The following is a 20079-nucleotide window of genomic DNA, read 5'->3' on the forward strand; positions in this document are numbered from 1 at the left end:
GCCAGCCAATGATGCTCCCCGCTCGGGGTCAGTCGCGCCAGTCCACGACGGCAGAGATCTTGCCGACAATGGTGCGCCACCCCAAGCTTGCGGTCTGGGCCCCGATTTTTTTCAGCCGCCTACGGCCGAGAAAACCACCGACTCCGCCGTTGACAGAAGCGCGCAGCGCCTCGTCGAGGTCGTCCAGGCTGGAACCGGCCGAGAGCATGTCCAGCACGGCGGGTAGCCGCAGCGCGTACGACAGGTCGCGGGCGACCTCACCGGCCTCGATGAGCAGGGTGGGGTCCCACGTGTCGTGCCCGCCGCGCAGGTTCTCCACGACCAGGTCGAGCTCGTAGGTGTCCTCGTCGCGCGGGGCGATGTCGGCGGGCTCCACCCGTTCGGACAGTTCATTCCAACCGTCCAGTTGAGCCATGTCGTTAGGCGCGCCGGAGCGCACGAAGCTGACCAACGACTCGGGCGTCTTGAACAGCAGCAGCCGGCCCTTGTGGCTCAGGAAGACCGGCACCTCCTCGTCGCCCTCGGCGTCGGCTTCCTCGTCGCCCTTGGTGTCCGCGTCCGTGTCGTCGTCGGTGGCGTCGGCATCGGCGTCCGGGTCGACGGTGTCGGTGTCCGCGTCGGCGGTGTCGCGCTTGCGGTCGGTCCGCTTGCCGTCGCCCCCGGCCTTGGCGTCCGCCTCGTCGTCCTCCGCCGCGAGGGCGGCGAACTCCTCGTCGAGGATGACCACCTCGTCGTCGTCCTCGGCCTCGACGACCTGACGCCGGGCCAGGAAGGGGTCGTCCTCGTCGCGCTCGACGACGTCCGTCGGGGTCAGCTCACGCGCCGGCCGGTACGCCCGGAGCGTGAAGCCGGTGCCGGCGGGCAGGGCGATCTCGACCGGATCGATGTTCAGCTCGTCCCAGAGCGAGCGGTCGACCGGGCCGGGCTCCACGTCGGGGCCGGCCGGCCCATCGGTGTCGGCGAGCTCGGGTTCGTCGGCGTCGGGCCGTTGGGGCGACTGGCGGACCACGCTGACCTCCGTGTGCGTCGGGTTTGCCCACCCGGCGGCCTCGCGGTCGCCGAGTGACTCTGGGCACATACCCTAATGGGCGTCCCTGCGTCGGCGGACCCCGCACCCCGGCGGCACCGCGAACCCGCACCTCGACGGCACTGCGAACCCGCACCCCGACGGCGTCCGGGGCCCGCGTCCGGTCGGCGGTCCGGCGGGTTGACAAGTAGCGTAGCTACACATGAGGGCTCAGGCGCTGCACGGTCACCTGGACGCCCTGCTCCTGGCCGTGCTGGAGCAGGGCGAACTGCACGGCTACGCCGTCATCGAGGCCCTGCGCGCCCGCAGCGACGGGCAGCTCGACCTGCCGACCGGCACCATCTATCCCGCGTTGCGTCGGCTGGAGCGGGCCGGTCACGTGGCCAGCTCGTGGAGCACCGTCAACGGTCGGGAGCGGCGCACCTACCGGCTCACCGACTCCGGCACGGGCGTCGCTGGCCGGTGAACGGGCCGGCTGGCGCGAGTTCAGCGCGACCGTCGGCCGGTTCCTCGACCCCGCAACCCCACCCCCCGCCCCGGCCTGACCCCGCCCGGTCCGCGTCCGACGGCCCGACCCGGTGCCGCGGTCCGCAGCCGGGCGGGTGGTCAACGGCAGCCAGGTCAGGGCCGCGTCCTACCGCCCGACCGACCAGGCGAACAGCGCCACCCCGGCGACCGCGCCGACGAGCAGCGTGCCGGCCAGCCCGAACCCGAGCAGCCGTTCGACGGGCGGGGCGGTCCGGCCCCGCCGGGCCGCCCAGCGCCCGCCCAGCAGGGCCACCGGCGCCACCCCGGCCACGACCAGCCAGATCCCGTCCATCGGAGCGGCGAGCACCTGGAAGCCGGGCGGCGGTGCCGGCCCGGGCCGGCGCGACGGGTCAGGGCGTCAGGGCCAGGTAGCCGCGCTCGGCGGCCGCCTGGAGCAGCCACTGGTCCCGGTACCAGCCGGGGGTGGCGACCAGGTCGGTGTGCCGTCCCCGCTGGACGACCCGCCCGGCGTCGAGCACCAGGATCTCGTCCAGGCCGGCCAGGCCGCTGAGCCGGTGAGTGATCACCAGCACCGAGCGTCCGGCGGGGGTGGCCGCCAGCGTCGCGGCGAGCACCGCGTCGGCGGCGACCGGGTCGAGCCCCTCGGTCGGCTCGTCCAGCACCAGGACGCCGGGCGCGGCGAGCAGCGCCCGGGCCAGCGCGAGCCGCTGCCGCTGCCCGCCGGAGAGCTGACCGCCCTCCTCGCCGACCACGGTGTCCCAGCCGTCCGGCTGCGCCCGTACCCAGTCCAGCAGGCCGGCGGCGCGGGTCGCGTCGACCAGCTCCGCCTCGTCCGCGTCCGGCCGGCCGAGCAGCAGGTTCTCCCGGACCGAGGCGTGGAAGACGTACGCCTCGGCGAGTAGGCCACCGACCGCCCGGGGCAGCTCCCCGGGCGGGTACGCCGAGACGTCCCGGCCGGCGAGGGTGACCCGGCCGGCGTCGGGTCGTACCGATCCGGTGAGGACGGCGGCCAGGGTGCTCTTGCCCGCCCCGCTCGGCCCGACCACCGCGATCCGGCGTCCGGCGGGCAGGTCGAGGTCGAACCCGGCCAGCGCCGGCGCGGCACCCTCCCGGTACCGGACGACGACCCCGTCGAACCGCACGTCGAGACCCGTCGTGGCCGCGTCCGCCGCCGCGGTGCCGGGCTCCGGCGTCGGTCGCCGCCGATCGGGCCCGTCCCCGGGGTCACCGTCGGGGGTCTCGTCGAGCAGGCCGGCCACCCGGGCCAGGCCGGCGCGGAGCTGGGTGTGCTGACGTGCCGCGCCGACCAGTGCCAACGCGATCTCGACCGCGGCGAGGGTGCCGACGGCGAGCACCCCCACCAGCACCCCGGACACGTCGGCGCGGAGCGCGGCGAGCACCACCCCGGCGGCGGTCAGCCCGGCCACCAGCACCCCGGCCGCGTCCACCGCGAACCCGGTCGCGGCGAGCCGGCGCTCCAGCCGGGCCAACCGGTCGGCGCGTCGGGTCGCGGCCCGCAGCGCCTGGTCGGTGGCACCGAAGGCGGCCAGGTCGGCGGCACCGTGGGTGAGGTCGACGGCGTCGGTGGCGAGCGCGCCGCGCAGCGGCGCGACCTCGTCGGCGGCCCGGCGCGTCAGCGCGGTGGCCAGCACCGGCAGCGCCACCCCGGCGACCAGCAGCCCGACCGCGAGCACCCCGGCGGCGGGCAGCGAGACCAGCGCGGCCCCGCCGACGGCCAGCACCCCGACCAGGGCGGCCGCCGCCCCGGGCACGAGCACCCGCAGCAGCAGGTCCTGGACCGCCTCGACGTCGGAGACCAGCCGGCTCAGGGCGTCCCCGCTGCGCTGGCCGGCAGGCCCCCGACGGGCGGCGAGGCTGGCGAAGACCCGGGCCCGGACGTCGGTGATCATGCGGAGCACGGCGTCGTGACCGGCGAGCCGTTCGGTGTAGCGCAGCACCCCCCGGCTGATCGCCAGCGCCCGGACGGCGACGATGGCGACGGTGAGCCGGTCCAGCGGTGGCTGGCCGGCGGCGCTGATCAGCAGCCAGGTGGCGGTGGCCATCAGGGCCAGGCCGGCGAGTTCGGTGGCCGACGCGAGCAGCCCGGCCCCGACCAGCCGGCCCAGGTACGGCCGGGCCAGCCGCAGCACCACCCGCTCGGGTCGCGCGACAGGGGCGGGTCCGGTGCGCATGGTCGGGCCTCCCGCCCCGGGGGCAGGGGCGGCCGGGCGGGCGCTCACCGGCCGGCCTCCGCGGTCGGGGTCAGTTCGGTGACCCGGCCGGCGTCGACGTGCAGCACCCGGTCGGCGTCCGCCAGCAGGGCCGGCCGGTGTGCCACCAGCAGGGCGGTACGCCCGGCGACCAGCCGCCGGGTCGCGTCCAGGACGATCGTCTCGCTCGCCGTGTCGAGCCGGGCCGTCGGCTCGTCGAGCAGCACCAGCGGGGCGTCCCGGAGGAAGGCACGGGCCAGGGCGACCCGCTGCCGCTGGCCGCTGGACAGCCCGTGGCCGCGCTCGCCGAGCAGGGTGCCCAGCCCGTCGGGCAGGGCCGTCACCACCTCGTCCAGCGCCGCGTCGGCGACCGCGCGCGCCACGTCGGCGTCGGGGGTGTCGGGTGCGCCGAGCCGGATGTTGTCGGCCAGTGAGGCGGCGAACAGGTGGGCCCGCTGCGGCACCCAGGCGATCTGCCGACGCCACTGCTCAAGGTCGACCTCGGCCAGGTCGGTGCCGGCCACGGTGATCCGGCCGGCGGTCGGGGTGACGAAGCCGAGCAGCAGGCCGAGCAGGGTGCTCTTGCCGGCGCCGCTCGGCCCGACGACGGCGATCCGTTCGCCGGGCCGGATGGTGAGCGTGACGTCCCGCAGGGCGGTGGTCCGCTCGTAGGCGACGGTGACGCCGGAGAAGACGATCTCGCCGTCACCGGTCGGTGTCCGGGCGCGGCCGGTGGCCGCCGGGGCACCACCTGCCGGTACGGCGGAGACGGTCAGTGCCTCGTCCAGCGCCGTCAGCCCCTCCATGCTGGCGTGGAACCGGCTGCCGGCCGCCCGCAGCGGCAGGTACGCCTCCGGGGTGAGCAGCAGCACCAGCAGCGCGGTGGCCAGGGTGATCCCGCCGTCGAGCAGCCGGATGCCGACCGGCACCGCGACCAGCGCCACCGACAGGGTGGCGACCAGCTCCAGCACCAGCGCGGAGAGGAAGGCGATCCGCAGCGTCTTCATGGTGGCGACGCGGTGCCCGTCGGCCATCCGGCGGACCACGCCGGTCTGCGCCCCGGCCCGCCCGAACGCGCGCAGGGTGGGCAGCCCGGCGACCATGTCGAGGAAGTGCCCGCCGAGCATCGACAGCCGCCGCCACTGCCGTTCGGTGGCGGCCTGGGCCTGCCAGCCGAGCAGCGCGCCGAAGACCGGGATCAGCGGGATGGTCAGCACGATGATCAGGGCCGAACTCCAGTCGGCGAAGACGAGCCGGGCCAGTACGGCGGCGGGCACGGTGACGCTGAGCACGAGCTGGGGGAGGTAGCCGGTGAAGTAGGCGTCCAGGGCGTCGAGGCCGCGCCCGGTGAGGGTGGCGAGCTGCCCGGCCCGCTGGCCGGCGACCCACCCGGGCCCGTGCCGGCCGACGGCGGCGAGCAGGTCGGCGCGGAGCGTCGCCTTGACGGTGGCGGCGGCCCGCGCGGCGACGGTGCCCTGCCCCCAGGTGACCAGGGCCCGGCCGCCGACGGCGGCGACGAAGCCGGCCAGCGCGCCGGTGTCCAGCCGGCCGTCGATGCCGGCGGCGAGCACCGTGGCCAGCGCGGTGGCCTGTGCGACGACCAGCAGCGCGGTGAGCCCGCCGAGGGCCGCGAGCACGGCGAGGTCGCGCCGGGCCGCGGGGACCCGGCGCAGCAGACGCGGGTCGAAGGGACGGCGGTTCACCGGTACACCGGTGCCCTGCCGTCGGTCCGTCCCCGGAACACCCACCAGCACATTGCCTGGAAGCCTAGTAGGGCCGGCAGGAGGGGCAGCAGCAGCCAGCCCGGCAGCCGTAGCGTCGACCCGCCGGCCGCCGCCTCGGTGACGGTCACGGTGGCCGCCGGGTCGACCGTGGAGACCAGCACGGCCGGCCAGCGGGCCGCGCCGACGAGGGCCACCGGTAGCGCGAGGGCCGCGCCGGTGGCGGCCAGGGCCACCCCGGGCCGACCCCGGCGCAGCGCCGCGCGGGCCGCCAGCAGCGCCCCGACCAGCGCCACCACCAGCGATGCTATACGTAGCATGGCTACGTATAGACGCGTGCGGAACTGCCGTCCGGTACGCGGGGCGTCAGCTCAGGAACAGCGAGATCGGCAGGGCGGCCAGGGTGGTCGTCACCGCCAGCGCGGCGGCCCCGAGCACCCGGGGCGGCCGGTCGGCGACCAGCAGCCGCTGCACCCGGACGTCGAGGTCCCGGTCACCGAGACCGAGCGTGCCGGCCGGGGCGATCCGGTGCCCGGCGGCGGCGAACCGGCGCAGCGCCCCCGCCAGCGGAGCCTCGGCGTGCAGCTCACGGGCCTTGTCGTCGGCGCGCATCTCGACCAGCAGGGCCACCCGCTCGTGGGCGGCGCCGACCCAGCGGAACCACGGCAGCGCCCGGCGCAGCGCCGTGAACGGCAACAGCACCAGGTCGTGCCGCTCCTGCGCGTGCGCCCGCTCGTGGGCGAGCACCGCCGCCAACTCGGCCCGGTCCAGCAGGCTGAGGGTGCCGGCACTGACCACCACCCGGGGCCGCACCCCGGGCAGGCAGTACGCGGCGGCACCGGGATGGTCGAGCACCAGCGCGCCGGGGATCGCCGGGTCCCGGCGGGCGACCAGGGTGAGCAGGTCCCGGTGCCGACGCTGGGCCCGCACCGTGGAGTGCACGCTGCGGGCGGTGGTGCCGAGCAGCACCGCGCCGATGCCGAAGCCCACCCCCACCAGGCCCAGGTGGACGGCGGTCACCCCGGCCGGCAGCGTGCCGTGGGCCAGGTCGTCGGCGAGGGCCAGCAGCGCCCCGCCTGTCGGCCGGTCGTACGCGGTCAGCCCCAACGCCATCGGCAGGCCCATCGCGGACAGGCCGAGCGCCAACCCGACCGCCTGCCAGCAGACGATCGCGACCCGGGGGGCCCGCCACGTCCAGGTGGCGCGGGCCAGCACCTGGGCGGTCAGCCAGCAGGCCAGGACCGTCCCGGCGAAGTGCACGGCGTACGCCACGGCGGTCGCCCTACCGGTCCGTGGCCTCGTCGACGGCCCTGGGTCGACCGGCGCGCGGGTCCCCGACCCGGTCGGTCAGTCCGGCCCCGGTCGACCCGGCGTCGGGTCCGGCCGGTGTGGGGCCGGTCAGCCCCGCCTCCGCGCCGAGCGCCGCCCGCAGCACCTCGGCCTCGGTGCCGGTCACCGAGCGGGCGAAACGCACCAGCGCGGCGTCCCGGCTGCCACCGAGGTCGAGGGCGTCGAGCATGAGCTGGGCGATGTGCGCCTCGCGGCTGGCGGCGGCCCGGTAGCGCCAGGCCCGCCCCTCGCGTTCGCGCTGCACCATGCCCTTGCCGGCGAGCCGGTCCAGCACCGTCATCACCGTCGTGTACGCCAACTCGCGCCCGTCCAGCGCCTCGGCGACCTCGCGCACGGTCACCCCGTCCGACGTGCCCGGGATCCCGTCCCAGAGCACGTCCATCACCGCCCGCTCAAGATCGCCCAACCGAGTCACCGGGCAATCCTACCCCCGGTAGTACGACCGGTTGTCGGACCACCCGGCGGCCGACCGCACCGCTCCGCCGCCCGGTCCCACCCCGGCGATCATGTGGCAGCCCGATGATCATGCGGGACCGGCCCCGGATATCGCGGGCCGACCACGGCGACCGCGCAACCACGGCGACCGCGCAACCACGGCGACCGCGCAACCACGGCGACCGCGGGGCCACGGCGACCGTGCCGGCCCGGCCGTCGACCGTCGCGGTCCGGCGGCTGTCCCCGGGCCGACGGGGTCGCGCCGGTCGGGGCGGCCCCGTCGCCGTCGGGCGGGAGCGGGTGGCCCCTCGGGCCGGTGCGGGCACCCGCCGATCGAGGCCGACCGGGGCCGTTCGGACCGGATCCGACCCGGCGCTGTCCGTTGCCGGACCATCCACTGTCGGGGGTCCGACCCGGACTGGTAGACGATCACCAGTCTGTGAAGGAGGCACCTAATGAGGGCTCACGTTCGTCGACTGACGGTCGTCCTCGCCGCGACGGTCGCCGGGACGTTCCCGACCGTGCCGGCGTCCGCGGCCGGGACCCCGCCAGGCCCGGTCGCCGTGACGGCCGTGGCCGACGGGCTGGCCCTGCGGGTGGACTGGACACCCCCGGAGGACCGGACGGGCATCACCGGCTACCGGGTGAGCACGGTTCCCGCCGGCCTCTCCCTCGACCTCCCCGCCGACGCGGACCACGCGGTGCTCGCCGGCGTCCGCCCCAACACCGGGTACGTCGCCGAGGTGGCCGCCCTGGCCGGGGCGGACGCGTCGCCCCCCACCCGGGCGGGCGGCCCGGTCACCGTGGCCGCCCCCGGCGGTTCCCTGGTCGCCGTGCCCCCGGCCCGGCTGCTGGACACCCGCTCCGGGCTGGGCGCACCGGCCGGTGCCACCCGGCAGGTGACCCTGACCGTGGCCGGCCGCGGCGGCGTCCCCGGTACGGGAGCAGCGGCGGTGGCGTTGAACGTCACGGTCACCGCCCCGGCCGGGGGTGGCTTCGTCACGGCGTACCCGGGCGGGACGGCCCGGCCGACGGCCTCGAACGTCAACTACGCCCGGGGGCAGACGGTCGCCAACCTGGTCGTGGTGCCGGTCGGTGCGGACGGCACCGTCGTGCTCTACTCGTCCGCCCCGACGCAACTGGTGGCCGACGTCGCCGGCTGGTTCTCCACGGCCGGCACGGCCTCACCCGCCGCCGGCCTGTTCCACGGCCTGGCCCCCGCTCGCCTGGTCGACACCCGCACCGGCCTCGGCGGCGTCACCCCCGGCCCGGACGGGCAGCTCGACGTCCAGGTCACCGGAGCCGGCGGGGTGCCCGCCTCCGGGGTGTCCGCGGTGGTGCTCAACACCACAGTGGCCGGTGCCGACGCCGCCGGTTTCGTCACGGCCTACCCCGCGGGGCAGCCCCGACCGACCGCCTCGACGCTGAACTTCGTGGCGCGGCAGGTCCTCGCCAACCGGGTGATCGTGCCCGTCGGGGTCGACGGCAGGGTGAGCTTCTACAACCGGGCCGGCTCGACGCCGTTGGTCGTCGACGTCACCGGCTGGTTCAGCGACGGGTCGGACCCGTCCGTCGGCGGGGCCTACCTGGCCAGCGTCCCGCCGACCCGGATCGTCGACACCCGGGCCGGCCTGGGTGCCCCGAAGGCGCCGGTCGCCGGAGGCGCCTCGCTGCCGGTGGCCGTGGCGGGCCGGGCCGGCCTTCCGGCGGCCACCGCCGCGCTGCCCCCCCACCGGGATGATCGCCAACGTCACGGCGGTCCAGCCGACCAGCGCCGGTTTCCTCACCGTCTACCCGTCAGTCACCGCCCGCCCCACCGCCTCGGACCTCAACTTCACCCCGGGCGCGGTGGTGCCCAACCTCTCCGTCGCCCCGCTCGGTGTCGACGGCGGCACGCTGGTGCACAACTCGGCCGGCGTCACCCACGTCGTCGTGGACGTGGTCGGCTACTTCCTCGGCGACACGGCGGTGCCCAGCAGCACCCGTCAGGTGGACGCCGGTGACGTCCGCGCGGTGACCGGCCCGCCCGGGGGCGACCGTCAGGTGGTGCTGGCCCCGACGGCGACGACGCCGCGACCCGGTGAGGTGCTGTCCGCCGGGGTCGGCCCGACGACCCCGGAGGGACTGCTGGTCAGGGTCGTCGACACGGCCACCGACGCCCAGGGCAACCGGGTGCTGACCACCGAACCGGCGACGTTGCAGGAGGCGTTCGGGGCCGGACACTTCGCGGTGTCCGCGCCGTTGTCCGCCGACGACGTGGTCGCCGCCGGCACGCCGGCCGGGGCGGGGCCGGCCGCCCTGACCCCGGACCGGTTGCGGCGGAGGCTCGCCGGCCGGGAGGCGACCAGCCCGGTGGGACAGGGCATCAACCGGACGGTGAGCTGCTCCGGGGGCGGGTCGGTCGCGGTGGTGGGGAGCGTCGGCGTCAGCCCGTCGGTCGACCTCTCGGTCGAGTGGGGCTGGTTCTCGGTGCAGTCGGTGACGTTCACCGGCACCCTCTCCCAGGACGCCGCGCTGACCGCCACCGCGAAGGCGGCGAGCGGCTGCCACCTCGGCCCGGTGCCGCTGCTGCCCGCGCCGATCCGCTTCGCGCCTGTCACGTTCAGCATCGGGCCGGTGCCGGTGGTGGTCACCCCGCAGGTGCAGTTCTACCTGTCGGCCGAGGGCACCGTCAGCGCGCAGGTCACCGCCGGGGCCAGCCAGCACGCCGAGGGCACGCTGGGGCTGTCCTGGTCCGCCGCCGGTGGTCTGCGGCCGATCGCCCGGACCAGCAGCAGCTTCACCTACACGGCACCCACCCCGTCCGGGGGCGCGTCGGTGGCCGCGCGGGTGGGTCCCCGGCTCGAACTCTTCCTGTACGGGGTGGCCGGCCCGTACCTGACGGCGGACGTCGCGGTCGGCCTGTCGGCGAATCCGGCGGCCGAACCGTGGTGGACGTTGACCGGTGGCCTGGACGCCGGCGCGGGCATCGCCCTGCCCTCGCTCGGCTTCGACCAGAGCAATCCGTCGATCCTGCGTTACCGCCGGACCCTCGCCCACGCCCCCTGGCCGCAGCATCTCTACGCGGTGGAGTGCGTGAGCAGCGACTGCTACACCACGCTGCGCCTGGTGCAGACCGACGACCGGGGCGGCGGCCGGCGGCAGATCGGTGGCACCTTCTCCGGCGGGGTGACGGGTCTGGCGGTCAACCCGGGCGGCACCGAGGTCGTCATCCAGCGGACCTTCTCCGGCCGGGGCAGGCCCCTCTTCGTCCGTAACGTGTCGACCGGGCAGGACCGCCAGCTCACCTTCCAGGACCCGAAGTGCACAGGCATCGACACCTTCGACACGTTCCCGGTGTGGTCGCCGAACGGCGCGAGCGTCAGCTTCTCCCGGAGCAGCAGCTTCGGGAACTACACCTGCCCGTCGGACGGCATCTACGTGGTCCCCGCCGGTGGCGGCACCCCCACCCGGGTCAGCGCCAACCGGTGGGACGGGCCACCGTCGTGGAACCCGACCAGCGACAGGTGGGCGGTGACCACCGCCACCCAGCCGGCGACGCTCTACACCAGCGCCACCAACGGCAGCGGGAAGAAGACCCTCTACAGCGGGGGACGCGACGAGGGCTTCAGCCCCGCCGCTTGGTCGCCGGACGGCGCGACGATCGCGTTCGGCACTGACAACGGACGGGTGTACGGCTACTCGCCGGCCGGCGTCCGGCTGTGGAGCCTGACGCCGGCCAACTACTGCACCGGCTACCCGGTGTCCTGGGCCCGGGACAGCGAGTCCGTCTTCTACCTGGGGTGCCAGGCGGGGGACCACTCCCGCACCGTCCACCGGATCAACGCGGCCCCCGGCGCGGCTCCCGCCCCGATCACGTTCGACCGTCCGGTCGTCGCGCTGGCGGTGGGCCGCTGAACCGGGACCCGGGACCGGGCCGGTCACACCCCCTTGGGGTGCCAGACCGTCTTGGTCTCCAGCAGCGCGGTCATCCGGCCCAGGCCCGGGTCGCCCGTCCAGTCGTGGTCGGCCGGGGCCGGCCGGAGCACCCGCTTGAGGTTCTCCGCGGCCCTGGCCTCCAGGTCGGCCGCCAGTTCGGAATCGGTCACCCCGGCCAGGTCGATCGCGTTGACGTCCAGGTGCGCGGCCAGCGTCGGCGCGGTCTCGGTGATCCGGCCGGTGAGCAGGTTGACCACCCCGCCTGGCAGGTCCGAGGTGGCCAGCACCTCGGCCAGGGTCACCGCCGGAAGCGGGGCCGACGGGGAGGCCGCCACCACCACCGTGTTGCCGGTGACGATCGCCGGGGCGATCACGCTGACCAGGCCGAGCAGCGCCGGGGACTCGGGGGCCACCACGGCCACCACCCCGGTCGGCTCGGGCGCGGACAGGTTGAAGTAGGGGCCGGCGACGGGGTTCGCGCCGCCGTACACCTGGGGGAGCTTGTCGGCCCAGCCGGCGTACCAGACCCAGCGGTCGATGGCCGCGTCCACCTCGTCGGCCGGGACGCCGAGCGCGACGAACTGGTCGCGGCGGCCCTCCAGCATCTCGGCGACGCGGTAGAGGATCTGACCCCGGTTGTACGCGGTCGCCCCGGCCCAGCCCTTGACGGCGGCGCGGGCGGCGACCACCGCGTCCCGCGCGTCCTTGCGGGAGGCCAGTGACACGTTCGAGGACTGCACGAGATACGACCGTCCCGACTCGCTGCGCGGGAACTTCCCGCCGATGAAGAGCTTGTACGTCTTGCGTACCGCGACCCGCTCAGACATTGAGGTACGCCTCCAGCCCGTGCCGGCCACCCTCGCGGCCGTAGCCCGACTCCTTGTAACCGCCGAACGGCGAGGTCGGGTCGAACTTGTTGAACGTGTTGGCCCAGACCACCCCGGCGCGCAGCCGGTCGGCGGTCCACAGGATGCGCGAGCCCTTGTCGGTCCAGATCCCGGCCGACAGCCCGTACGGCGTGTTGTTGGCCTTCTCGACGGCCTCGGCCGGGGTGCGGAAGGTCAGCACGGACAGCACCGGGCCGAAGATCTCCTCGCGGGCCACCCGGTGGGCCTGGGTGACGCCGGTGAAGATGGTCGGCGCGAACCAGAACCCCCGGTCGGGCAGCTCGCACGGCGGCGACCAACGCTGCGCGCCCTCGGCCGCCCCGGCGTCGGACAGCTCGCGGATGCGGGCGAGCTGGGCGGCCGAGTTGATCGCCCCGACGTCGGTGTTCTTGTCCAGCGGGTCGCCGACGCGCAGCAGCGCCATCCGCCGCTTGAGCGCGTCGAGCACCTGCTCGGCGACGTTCTCCTGGACCAGCAGCCGGGAGCCGGCGCAGCAGACGTGACCCTGGTTGAAGAAGATGCCGTTGACGATCCCCTCGACGGCCTGGTCGACCGGCGCATCGTCGTAGACGATGTTGGCGGCCTTGCCGCCCAGCTCCAGGGTGACCTTCTTGCCGGTGCCGGCCACCGACCTGGCGATGGCCTTGCCGACCTCGGTGGAGCCGGTGAACGCGACCTTGTCCGCACCCGGGTGTTCCACCAGCGCCCGGCCGGTGTCGCCGGCGCCGGTGACGATGTTGACCACGCCGGCCGGCAGGTCGGCCTGCTGGCAGATCTCGGCGAACAGCAGCGCGGTCAGCGGGGTGGTCTCGGCGGGCTTGAGCACCACCGTGTTGCCGGCGGCGAGCGCGGGCGCGACCTTCCAGGCGAGCATGAGCAGCGGGAAGTTCCACGGGATGACCTGCGCGGCCACCCCGAGCGGTCGTGGGTTCGCGCCGAAGCCGGCGTACGGGAGCTTGTCGGCCCAGCCGGCGTAGTAGAAGAAGTGCGCGGCGACCAGCGGCAGGTCGACGTCCCGGGACTCCCGGATCGGCTTGCCGTTGTCCAGCGACTCCAGCACCGCCAGCTCGCGGGAGCGTTCCTGGATGATCCGGGCGATCCGGTACAGGTACTTGGCCCGGTCCCGGCCCGGCATCGGACCCCACACCTTGTCGTACGCCTTGCGGGCGGCGCGGACCGCCCGGTCGACGTCCTGCGTGCCGGCCCAGGTGACCTCGGCGAGCACCTCCTCGGTGGCCGGGTTGACCGTCTTGTCGAGGTTCTCGCCGTCGACGAACTCGCCGTCGATGAACAGCCCGTAGGACGACCTGATGTCGACGATCGCGCGCGACTCGGGCGCAGGGGCGTATTCGAACATCATGCTCAGTCCAGGGTGAAGTAGTCGGGACCGGAGTAGGTGCCGGTCGTCAGCTTGGTGCGCTGCATGAGCAGGTCGTTGAGCAGGCTGGACGCGCCGAACCGGAACCAGTCGGGGCTCAGCCAGTCGCCGCCGACGGTCTCGTTGACCATCACCAGGTACTTGATCGCGTCCTTGGTGTTCTTGATCCCGCCGGCCGGCTTGACGCCGACCTGCCGGCCGGTGGCGGCCCGGAAGTCGCGGACCGCCTCCAGCATCACCAGGGTCACCGGCAGGGTCGCGGCGACCGGGACCTTGCCGGTGGACGTCTTGATGAAGTCGCCGCCGGCCAGCATCGCCAACCAGGAGGCCCGCCGGACGTTGTCGTAGGTGGCCAGCTCGCCGGTCTCCAGGATCACCTTGAGGTGGGCTGCCGGTCGCCCCGGGCGACCGCCATCAGCAGAGCCGCAGGCTTCCTTGACGGCCTTGATCTCGTCGTAGACCTCGGCGTAGCGGCCGGCCAGGAACGCGCCCCGGTTGATCACCATGTCGATCTCGTCGGCCCCGGCGGCGACTGCCGCCCGGGTGTCGGCGAGCTTGACGTCCAGCGGCGCCTGCCCGGACGGGAACGCGGTCGCCACGCTGGCCAGGTGCACGGCGCTGCCGCGCAGCACCTCGGCCACGTGCGGCACCATCGCCGGGTAGACGCAGACCGCGCCGACGTGTGGGCAGGTCGGGTCGGCCGGGTCCGGGCGCAGCGCCTTGGCGGCCAGGGCGCGGACCTTGCCCGGGGTGTCGGCCCCCTCCAGGGTGGTCAGGTCGACCATCCGGATGGCCAGGTCGATCGCCTGCGCCTTGGCGGTGGTCTTGATCGAGCGGGTGCCGAGCTGTGCCGCCCGCTGCTCCGCGCCGACCTGGTCCACCCCGGGCAGGCCGTGCAGGAAGGTCCGCAACGCGGTCTCGGATCGCCCCAGCTCGGACAGGTCCGACCGGGCCGACGTCGTTGTCGCCGTCATGACCCGAATACTACGCAGCCGCGAGTCGGGTGATCCGGGTCACAGTGTCCCGGGTGACCGGCCCGGCCCGCCGGGCCGGGGGTGAGCGACGTCGCCGCCCGCCGCGCACCCCGTACTGCCGGCCGACCGGGACCGGTAGGTTGAGCGATCGTGGACGTACACGTCATTGACCACCCGCTCGCCCAGTCCCGGCTGACCGCCATGCGGGACGCCCGGACCGACTCGTCGTCGTTCCGGGCCGCGCTGCACGAACTCACCACCATGCTGGTGTACGAGGCCGCGCGCACCTTCCCCGTCGAGAAGTACCCGGTGCAGACCCCGGTCACCGGTGCCGAGGGGACCCGGCTGGCGAACCCGCCGCTGCTGGTGCCGGTGCTGCGGGCCGGCCTCGGGATGGCCGACGCGGCGCTCGGGCTGCTGCCGGAGTCGTCGATGGGCTTCGTCGGCCTGGCCCGCGACGAGGAGACGTACGAGCCGCGTGCGTACATGGAGTCGCTGCCCCGGGAGCTGGCCGGCCTGCCGGTGCTGGTGCTCGACCCGATGCTGGCCACCGGCGGTTCGCTGGAGCACTGCTGCCGGCTGCTCGCCGACCGGGGCTGCACCGACATCACCGTGCTCTGCGTGCTCGCCGCGCCGGTCGGCATCGCTCGGCTGGAGCGGTCGGGGCTGCCGCTGCGGCTGGTCACCGCGTCGATCGACGAGGGGCTGAACGACAACATGTTCATCGTTCCCGGTCTCGGCGACGCCGGTGACCGCCAGTTCGGCGGAATGCCCCGCTTCTGACCTGCCCACCGCCGCTACGGTCGGCGTGGGCAGGTGGGCGGCCGGCAGGTCACGGGCGAGCGGTCGGACCGGCCGGCGGGGTTGCCTTCCCACCCAGAGCGAGTCGGTGAGCGCGGGGTGCGTTCAGGCGCTACCGTCTCGGGCCATGACTGGTGTTGCGCTGGCGGAGGAGTTGTTGCTCCTCGCGTATGACGATGAGACCGGCAAGGCGACCATGCCCCGGATCAGCCTCGACCTGGGGATGGCCGCCGCCGTCCTGGTCGAGCTGGCCCTTGCCGGCCGGATCGCGTACGTCGATGGGAACCTGGCGGTGACCGATCCGACGCCGGTCGGCGAACCGATCCTGGACGGGGTGCTGGGCCGGATGGCCGCCGACACCCCGCACAGCCCCTCATCCTGGGTGCAGCGGCTGCGGCACGGCCTGCGTGACCGCATCCTCGGCGACCTCGTCGAGCGGGGCGTGGTGCGCGACGTCGAGGAGACCGAGCTGGACTTCATCGTGGTGCACCGCTACCCGACCACCGACCCGTCGGTGGAGCAGGACAGCCGGCGGCGGCTGGCCGAGGCGCTGGCCGGCGAGCAGCTTCCCGACGAGCGGACGGCGGCGCTGGCCACCCTGGTGGCGGTGCTGCGGATGGAACCGGCGCTCGGCCTGACCGGCAGCGCCGCGCAGGACGCCAGGCGTCGGCTGGAGGAGATCGCGGGCGGGGCCGGGTTCTCCGGCACGATCAGCCTGGAGGAGTCGGTGGTCCGCCCGTCGGTGGCCCTGGTGGTCACCGCCCTCGGGCAGGCCGTCGACCAGGCGCTCGGCAAGCGCGCCGTGGGCTGACCCGGCCCGCCCTCGGCGGGTGGGGTAGCAATGTCGCTGATGTGGCGGTATCCGAGGCCGGGGATACCGCCACATCAGCGACATTGCACAGTGAGGTCAGATGCCGAGGGCGGTGGCGACCTCGGCGCGCAGCGTGGTCAGCGCCGCCGCCGCGCGGGTCCGGGCCGCCGGCACGTCGCCCTCCGCGACCGGCTCCACCACCTCCAGGTACGCCTTGAGCTTCGGCTCGGTGCCCGAGGGACGGATGACCACCCGGGCGGCGGCGGTCCGCAGGATCACCACGTCGGCGTCGGGCAGCAGATCCTGCGCCCCGGTGACCGGCGCACCGAGCAGCGTGGTCGGGGTGGCCGCCCGGACCCGGGTCATCGCGTCGGCGATGATCCGCAGGTCGTCCACCCGGACCGACAACTGGTCGGTGTGGTGCACGCCGAACTCGGCGGCCAACTCGTCCAGCCGGTCGGTCAGGGTGCGCCCCTGCGCCTTCAGCCCGGCGGCCAGCTCGGCGACGGTCAGCGCGGCGGTGATGCCGTCCTTGTCGCGTACGTGGTCGGGGGCCACGCAGTAGCCGAGCGCCTCCTCGTAGCCGTACGCCAGCGGCGGCGTCCCGCCCCCCGCCCGGACGATCCACTTGAACCCGGTCAACGTCTCGTCGTACGCCCGGCCCCGGGCCGTGCACATCGCCCGGAGCAGGGACGACGACACGATCGTGGTCGCGTACAGGCCGTCGACGCCGCGCCGCATCAGGTGGTCGGCGAGCAGCACCCCCACCTCGTCCCCGCGCAACATCCGCCACCCCGTCCCGGTGCCGGCCGGCTCGCGGACCACCACCGCGCAGCGGTCGGCGTCCGGGTCGTTGGCGATCGCCAGGTCGGCGTCGGTGGCGTCGGCGAGGGCGACCAACCGGTCCACCGCGCCGGGCTCCTCGGGGTTGGGGAAACTGACGGTGGGGAAGGCCGGGTCCGGTTCTGCCTGGTCGGGCACCACCCCCGGGGTCGGGAAACCCGCCCGGGCGAAGGCCGCGGTCAGCACCGCCGCCCCCACCCCGTGCAGCGGGGTGTACGCCACCCGCAGGTCACGCGGCCCGCCCGGGGCGATCACCGCGACGGCCCGCTCCACGTACGCGGCGACCAGGTCGTCGCCGAGCACCTGGCCGGGTGGGCCCAGCGGCACCTGCGCCAGCGGGCCGACCGCCCGGATGGCCGCCTCGATGCCAGCGTCGGCCGGCGGCACGATCTGCGCCCCCGCGCCGAGCGCCCCACCGAGCTGGGCACCCAGGTAGACCTTGTAGCCGTTGTCCTGCGGCGGGTTGTGGCTGGCCGTCACCATCACCCCGGCCACCCCGCCGAGCTTGCGCACCGCGTACGCCAGCACGGGGGTGGGCAGCGGCCGGGGCAGCAGCAGCGCCGGCCGGCCCGCGCCGGTGGCGACCTGGGCGGTGCGCTCGGCGAACTCGCGGGAACCGTGCCGGGCGTCGTACCCGATGACCAGCGGACCCTCGCCGCCCTCGGCGGCGAGCCAGCCGACCAGCCCGGCCGCCGCCCGGGTGACCACCGCGAGGTTCATGCCGTTCGGCCCGGCGCGCAGCGGGCCGCGCAGCCCGGCCGTGCCGAAGGTCAGCGGGCCGGCGAACCGGTCGGCCAGCTCCGGCGCGCTGGCCGGCAGCCGGTCGAGCACGGCCCGCAGCTCGTCCCGGCTGGCCGGGTCGGGGTCGTCGTCGAGCCAGCGTCGAGCCTGGTCGCGAATCCGGTCGAGGTCAATGGTTTCCGCCGCCATCGCACCTTGATAGCACGGCGGCGGATCACCGGGTCCGGTCGACCCGGATCACCCCGCCGGGCGGGCCGGACCGGCCCGCCCCGCGACCCGGCTCAGCTCGACCCGGTGAGCTGGAACGACTTGACCATCTCGTCGAAGATCGGCTTGCTCTCGGCGAACCTGGCGTCGTTGGCGGTGAGGTAGAACGAGTAGACCTTTCCCTCGTGCACCACCCCGCGCCACACCCCGTGCCGCTTGTCGCCGCCGTCCCCGCAGGTGTACTCGAACTCGGCGGCCGACTTGCCCGCCAGGTCCTTCTCGCCCATCGCCAACTGCTCGTAGGGCTTGGCACAGGAACTCGTCCGGTTCCGCAGCCCGTTCTCCGCCACCTCGGCCCACCGGCTCGACGAGCCGCCGAACTTCTCGGTGAGGATGCGCACCTTGCGGCCCTTGTCCTGCGGGTCGACGTAGTCGATGTAGACCCCGCCGGTCGCCCGCTGCCAGCCCTTCGGCACGTTCACCCGGATGCCCCGGGCGCTGTGCTCCTGCATCGGCGGCAGCTCGCCACCACCGGCAGCCGGTGTGCTCGGGCCGGCCTGCGGGGGTGGGGTCGACTCCGGGTCGCCGCTGCTGAACAGCGCCACCGCGCCGATCAGCAGCACCACGGCCAGGCCGCCGGCCGCCGCGAGCTGGAGCTTGCGCGGCCAGCCCTTCACCGTGCCGACCAGGCGACCGCCCGCACCCTTCGCCCGGCCGAGCGCGCCACCGTCGGCCCCGCCCGGCGGCGGGGGCGGCGACGTCCACGACTGGCCGGTGCCGGGGATGGACCACTGCCCGCCGTACACCGCCTGGGTCGGCTCGGCGTTCCCGCCGCCGCCGTAGATGGCCTGGGTCGGCTCCGCCGCCCCGTAGCCGGACCGGCCGGCCGGGGTGCCCGTGCCGATCCGCTGGGTCGCGTCGGCGGTGCCGCCACCGATGCGCTGGGTGGCCTCCGGAGCGCCCGTGCCGATCCGTTGGGTGGCGTCCGGGGTGATCCGCTGGGTGGCCTCGGCCCTGCCGTACGTCCCGGCGGTCGGGCCGGTCGGCAACGCGCCGGCGGTGGGCCCGGTCGGCGGGGGCATCGCGCCGGTCGGGGTGTGCAGCGGGCCGGCGAGCGCGTCGGCGCTGGTGTCGTCGAGAGCGGCGGAGGAGGCCACAACCGGCTCGGGGCGTTCGCCCCGGCGCAGCTTCGCCAGCCGGTCGGTCAGCGACTCACCGGCGGCCAGCATCGCCCGGCCGCCGATCTGCCCGCTCGGCTTCGGCTCGGCCGGCGGTGCGGCGATGGCCGGCGGCCCCGACGGACGCTGCACCGGCACCACCGAGTACGGGTCGGTGATCGAGTTGACCGCCGTCGCCGTGCTGGTCAGCGGGCCGGCGAGGAGTTCGCGCAGCATCGCCCGCGCGGTGTGCACGTCGAGCCGGCGGGCCGGGTCCTTCTCCAGCAGGCCCATCAGCACCCGGGTCAGCGGGCCGCTGCGCTGCGGGGTGGCCGGCGGGTCCTCGACCACCGCGTGCATGGTCTCGATCGGGTCGCCCTTGTCGAAGGGGGGACGCCCCTCGACCGCCGTGTAGAGGGTCACGCCGAGCGAGAACAGGTCGCTGGGCGGGCCGAAATCCTGCCCCATGGCGCGCTCGGGGGAGATGAAGTGCGGCGAGCCGAGCACCATCCCGGGGGTGGTGAGCTGGACGTCGGTGGGCATCCGGGCCACCCCGAAGTCGGTCAGCACGCAGCGGCCGTCGGTGCAGATCAGCACGTTCGCCGGCTTGACGTCGCGGTGCAGCACCCCGTTGGCGTGCGCCACCTCCAGCGCGCCGAGCAGCGCGATGCCGATCTTGGCGACCGCGCGCCCGGCCACCGGGCCGTCCTCGATCACCATGTCGGCGAGGCTGCGGGCGTCCAGCAGCTCCATCACGATCCACGGCCGGCCACCCTCGGTGACCACGTCGTACACCTGGACCACGGCCGGGTGCTGGATCGCGGCGGCGGCGCGGGCCTCGCGCAGGGTGCGTTCGTACATCGCGTCCCGGTCGCTGGGGGCCAGCCCCGGCGGCAGGACGACCTCCTTGACCGCCACGTCACGTCGCAGCAGGGTGTCTGTCGCGCGCCAGACCGTGCCCATGCCGCCGTTGCCCACCGAGGAGCGCAACTCGTACCGGCCGCCGATGGTGGTGCCGGGTGCTGCGCGTCCGTTGGGGGGACTCACTGGTCCGCCGCTCCACGTCGGGATCTGAGTCACAGGAAAAGCCACCGGGAAAGTCGAGGGGGCTGGGACACAACCTCTCTATC

General features: G+C 75.1%; 15 protein-coding genes and 1 pseudogene. 4 read left to right on the forward strand and 12 right to left on the reverse strand.

Annotated features, from left to right (window positions below):
- Positions 1-28: 28 nt before the first annotated feature.
- A complete protein-coding gene (locus Q2K16_RS25380; RefSeq protein ID WP_302740682.1) occupies positions 29-1078 on the reverse strand; it encodes a DNA primase in 1050 nt (349 codons plus the stop codon).
- A 151-nt stretch (positions 1079-1229) separates the two neighbouring features.
- On the opposite strand from Q2K16_RS25380, the pseudogene Q2K16_RS25385 reads away from it, so the two are divergent.
- Positions 1230-1572: pseudogene (locus Q2K16_RS25385) on the forward strand (PadR family transcriptional regulator).
- Between the two features lie 89 nt (positions 1573-1661).
- Here the strand turns inward: Q2K16_RS25385 and Q2K16_RS25390 are convergent.
- The 6 genes from Q2K16_RS25390 to Q2K16_RS25415 are packed head-to-tail and all read right to left on the reverse strand — an operon-like array spanning position 1662 to position 7212.
- Positions 1662-1847, reverse strand: coding sequence for a hypothetical protein (locus Q2K16_RS25390; protein WP_302740683.1), 186 nt, complete (start codon positions 1845-1847; stop codon positions 1662-1664).
- Between the two features lie 58 nt (positions 1848-1905).
- Positions 1906-3708 (reverse strand): thiol reductant ABC exporter subunit CydC, encoded by a 1803-nt coding sequence (gene cydC / locus Q2K16_RS25395; protein ID WP_302740684.1) that lies wholly within the window; start codon positions 3706-3708, stop codon positions 1906-1908.
- 44 nt (positions 3709-3752) lie between these two features.
- Positions 3753-5429 (reverse strand): thiol reductant ABC exporter subunit CydD, encoded by a 1677-nt coding sequence (gene cydD / locus Q2K16_RS25400; protein ID WP_302740685.1) that lies wholly within the window; start codon positions 5427-5429, stop codon positions 3753-3755.
- On the reverse strand, positions 5426-5767 hold the full coding sequence (locus tag Q2K16_RS25405; protein ID WP_302740686.1) for a cytochrome d ubiquinol oxidase subunit II: 342 nt from the start codon (positions 5765-5767) through the stop codon (positions 5426-5428). The genes cydD and Q2K16_RS25405 overlap by 4 nt, the downstream gene beginning before the upstream one ends.
- A 46-nt stretch (positions 5768-5813) precedes the next feature.
- A complete protein-coding gene (locus tag Q2K16_RS25410; RefSeq protein WP_302740687.1) occupies positions 5814-6719 on the reverse strand; it encodes a M56 family metallopeptidase in 906 nt (301 codons plus the stop codon).
- Between the two features lie 10 nt (positions 6720-6729).
- On the reverse strand, positions 6730-7212 hold the full coding sequence (locus Q2K16_RS25415) for a BlaI/MecI/CopY family transcriptional regulator (protein ID WP_302740688.1): 483 nt from the start codon (positions 7210-7212) through the stop codon (positions 6730-6732).
- 475 nt (positions 7213-7687) lie between these two features.
- Here Q2K16_RS25415 and Q2K16_RS33120 point away from each other — a divergent pair, with 475 nt between their 5' ends.
- Positions 7688-9235, forward strand: a complete 1548-nt coding sequence (locus tag Q2K16_RS33120) for a fibronectin type III domain-containing protein (protein WP_368052508.1) — start codon at positions 7688-7690, stop codon at positions 9233-9235.
- A gap of 1917 nt (positions 9236-11152) precedes the next feature.
- Here Q2K16_RS33120 and Q2K16_RS25425 read toward each other — a convergent pair.
- Genes Q2K16_RS25425 through deoC form a run of 3 tightly spaced genes read right to left on the reverse strand, consistent with a single transcriptional unit; the run spans position 11153 to position 14389 of the window.
- Positions 11153-11977 carry an aldehyde dehydrogenase family protein gene (locus tag Q2K16_RS25425; RefSeq protein WP_302740690.1) on the reverse strand — a complete coding sequence of 275 codons (825 nt, stop codon included), beginning with the start codon at positions 11975-11977 and terminating at the stop codon, positions 11153-11155.
- Entirely contained in the window at positions 11970-13394 is a 1425-nt protein-coding gene (locus Q2K16_RS25430; protein WP_302746611.1) for an aldehyde dehydrogenase family protein, read from the reverse strand. Before Q2K16_RS25430 ends, Q2K16_RS25425 begins: the two co-directional genes overlap by 8 nt.
- Positions 13395-13399: 5 nt before the next feature.
- A complete protein-coding gene (deoC, locus tag Q2K16_RS25435) occupies positions 13400-14389 on the reverse strand; it encodes a deoxyribose-phosphate aldolase (RefSeq protein WP_302740691.1) in 990 nt (329 codons plus the stop codon).
- Between the two features lie 150 nt (positions 14390-14539).
- Between deoC and upp the strand changes: the two genes are divergently transcribed.
- Both upp and Q2K16_RS25445 read left to right on the forward strand, forming a co-directional pair.
- Entirely contained in the window at positions 14540-15172 is a 633-nt protein-coding gene (gene upp, locus Q2K16_RS25440; protein WP_088643926.1) for a uracil phosphoribosyltransferase, read from the forward strand.
- A 145-nt stretch (positions 15173-15317) separates the two neighbouring features.
- Positions 15318-16001: a GOLPH3/VPS74 family protein gene (locus Q2K16_RS25445; RefSeq protein WP_204927441.1), complete on the forward strand. Its 684-nt coding sequence runs from the start codon at positions 15318-15320 to the stop codon at positions 15999-16001.
- 96 nt (positions 16002-16097) lie between these two features.
- Here the strand turns inward: Q2K16_RS25445 and Q2K16_RS25450 are convergent, their stop codons facing one another.
- Complete coding sequence (locus Q2K16_RS25450) at positions 16098-17774, reverse strand: phospho-sugar mutase (RefSeq protein ID WP_302740692.1); 1677 nt, start codon at positions 17772-17774, stop codon at positions 16098-16100.
- Positions 17775-17866: 92 nt separating this feature from the next.
- Complete coding sequence (locus Q2K16_RS25455; protein ID WP_302740693.1) at positions 17867-20029, reverse strand: serine/threonine-protein kinase; 2163 nt, start codon at positions 20027-20029, stop codon at positions 17867-17869.
- Positions 20030-20079: the final 50 nt, after the last annotated feature.

The sequence above is a fragment of the Micromonospora cynarisoli genome (assembly GCF_030518815.1).
GTDB lineage: Bacteria > Actinomycetota > Actinomycetes > Mycobacteriales > Micromonosporaceae > Micromonospora > Micromonospora wenchangensis.

What these genes read in the sequence shown, in the direction of transcription:
- Q2K16_RS25380 (WP_302740682.1), bottom strand. Translation starts at nt 1,078, where the DNA reads ATGTGCCCAGAGTCACTCGGCGACCGCGAGGCCGCCGGGTGGGCAAAC.
- Q2K16_RS25390 (WP_302740683.1), bottom strand. Translation starts at nt 1,847, where the DNA reads ATGGACGGGATCTGGCTGGTCGTGGCCGGGGTGGCGCCGGTGGCCCTG.
- cydC (WP_302740684.1), bottom strand. Translation starts at nt 3,708, where the DNA reads ATGCGCACCGGACCCGCCCCTGTCGCGCGACCCGAGCGGGTGGTGCTG.
- Q2K16_RS25405 (WP_302740686.1), bottom strand. Translation starts at nt 5,767, where the DNA reads ATGCTACGTATAGCATCGCTGGTGGTGGCGCTGGTCGGGGCGCTGCTG.
- Q2K16_RS33120 (WP_368052508.1), top strand. Translation starts at nt 7,688, where the DNA reads ATGAGGGCTCACGTTCGTCGACTGACGGTCGTCCTCGCCGCGACGGTC.
- Q2K16_RS25425 (WP_302740690.1), bottom strand. Translation starts at nt 11,977, where the DNA reads ATGTCTGAGCGGGTCGCGGTACGCAAGACGTACAAGCTCTTCATCGGC.
- Q2K16_RS25430 (WP_302746611.1), bottom strand. Translation starts at nt 13,394, where the DNA reads ATGTTCGAATACGCCCCTGCGCCCGAGTCGCGCGCGATCGTCGACATC.
- deoC (WP_302740691.1), bottom strand. Translation starts at nt 14,389, where the DNA reads ATGACGGCGACAACGACGTCGGCCCGGTCGGACCTGTCCGAGCTGGGG.
- Q2K16_RS25445 (WP_204927441.1), top strand. Translation starts at nt 15,318, where the DNA reads ATGACTGGTGTTGCGCTGGCGGAGGAGTTGTTGCTCCTCGCGTATGAC.
- Q2K16_RS25450 (WP_302740692.1), bottom strand. Translation starts at nt 17,774, where the DNA reads ATGGCGGCGGAAACCATTGACCTCGACCGGATTCGCGACCAGGCTCGA.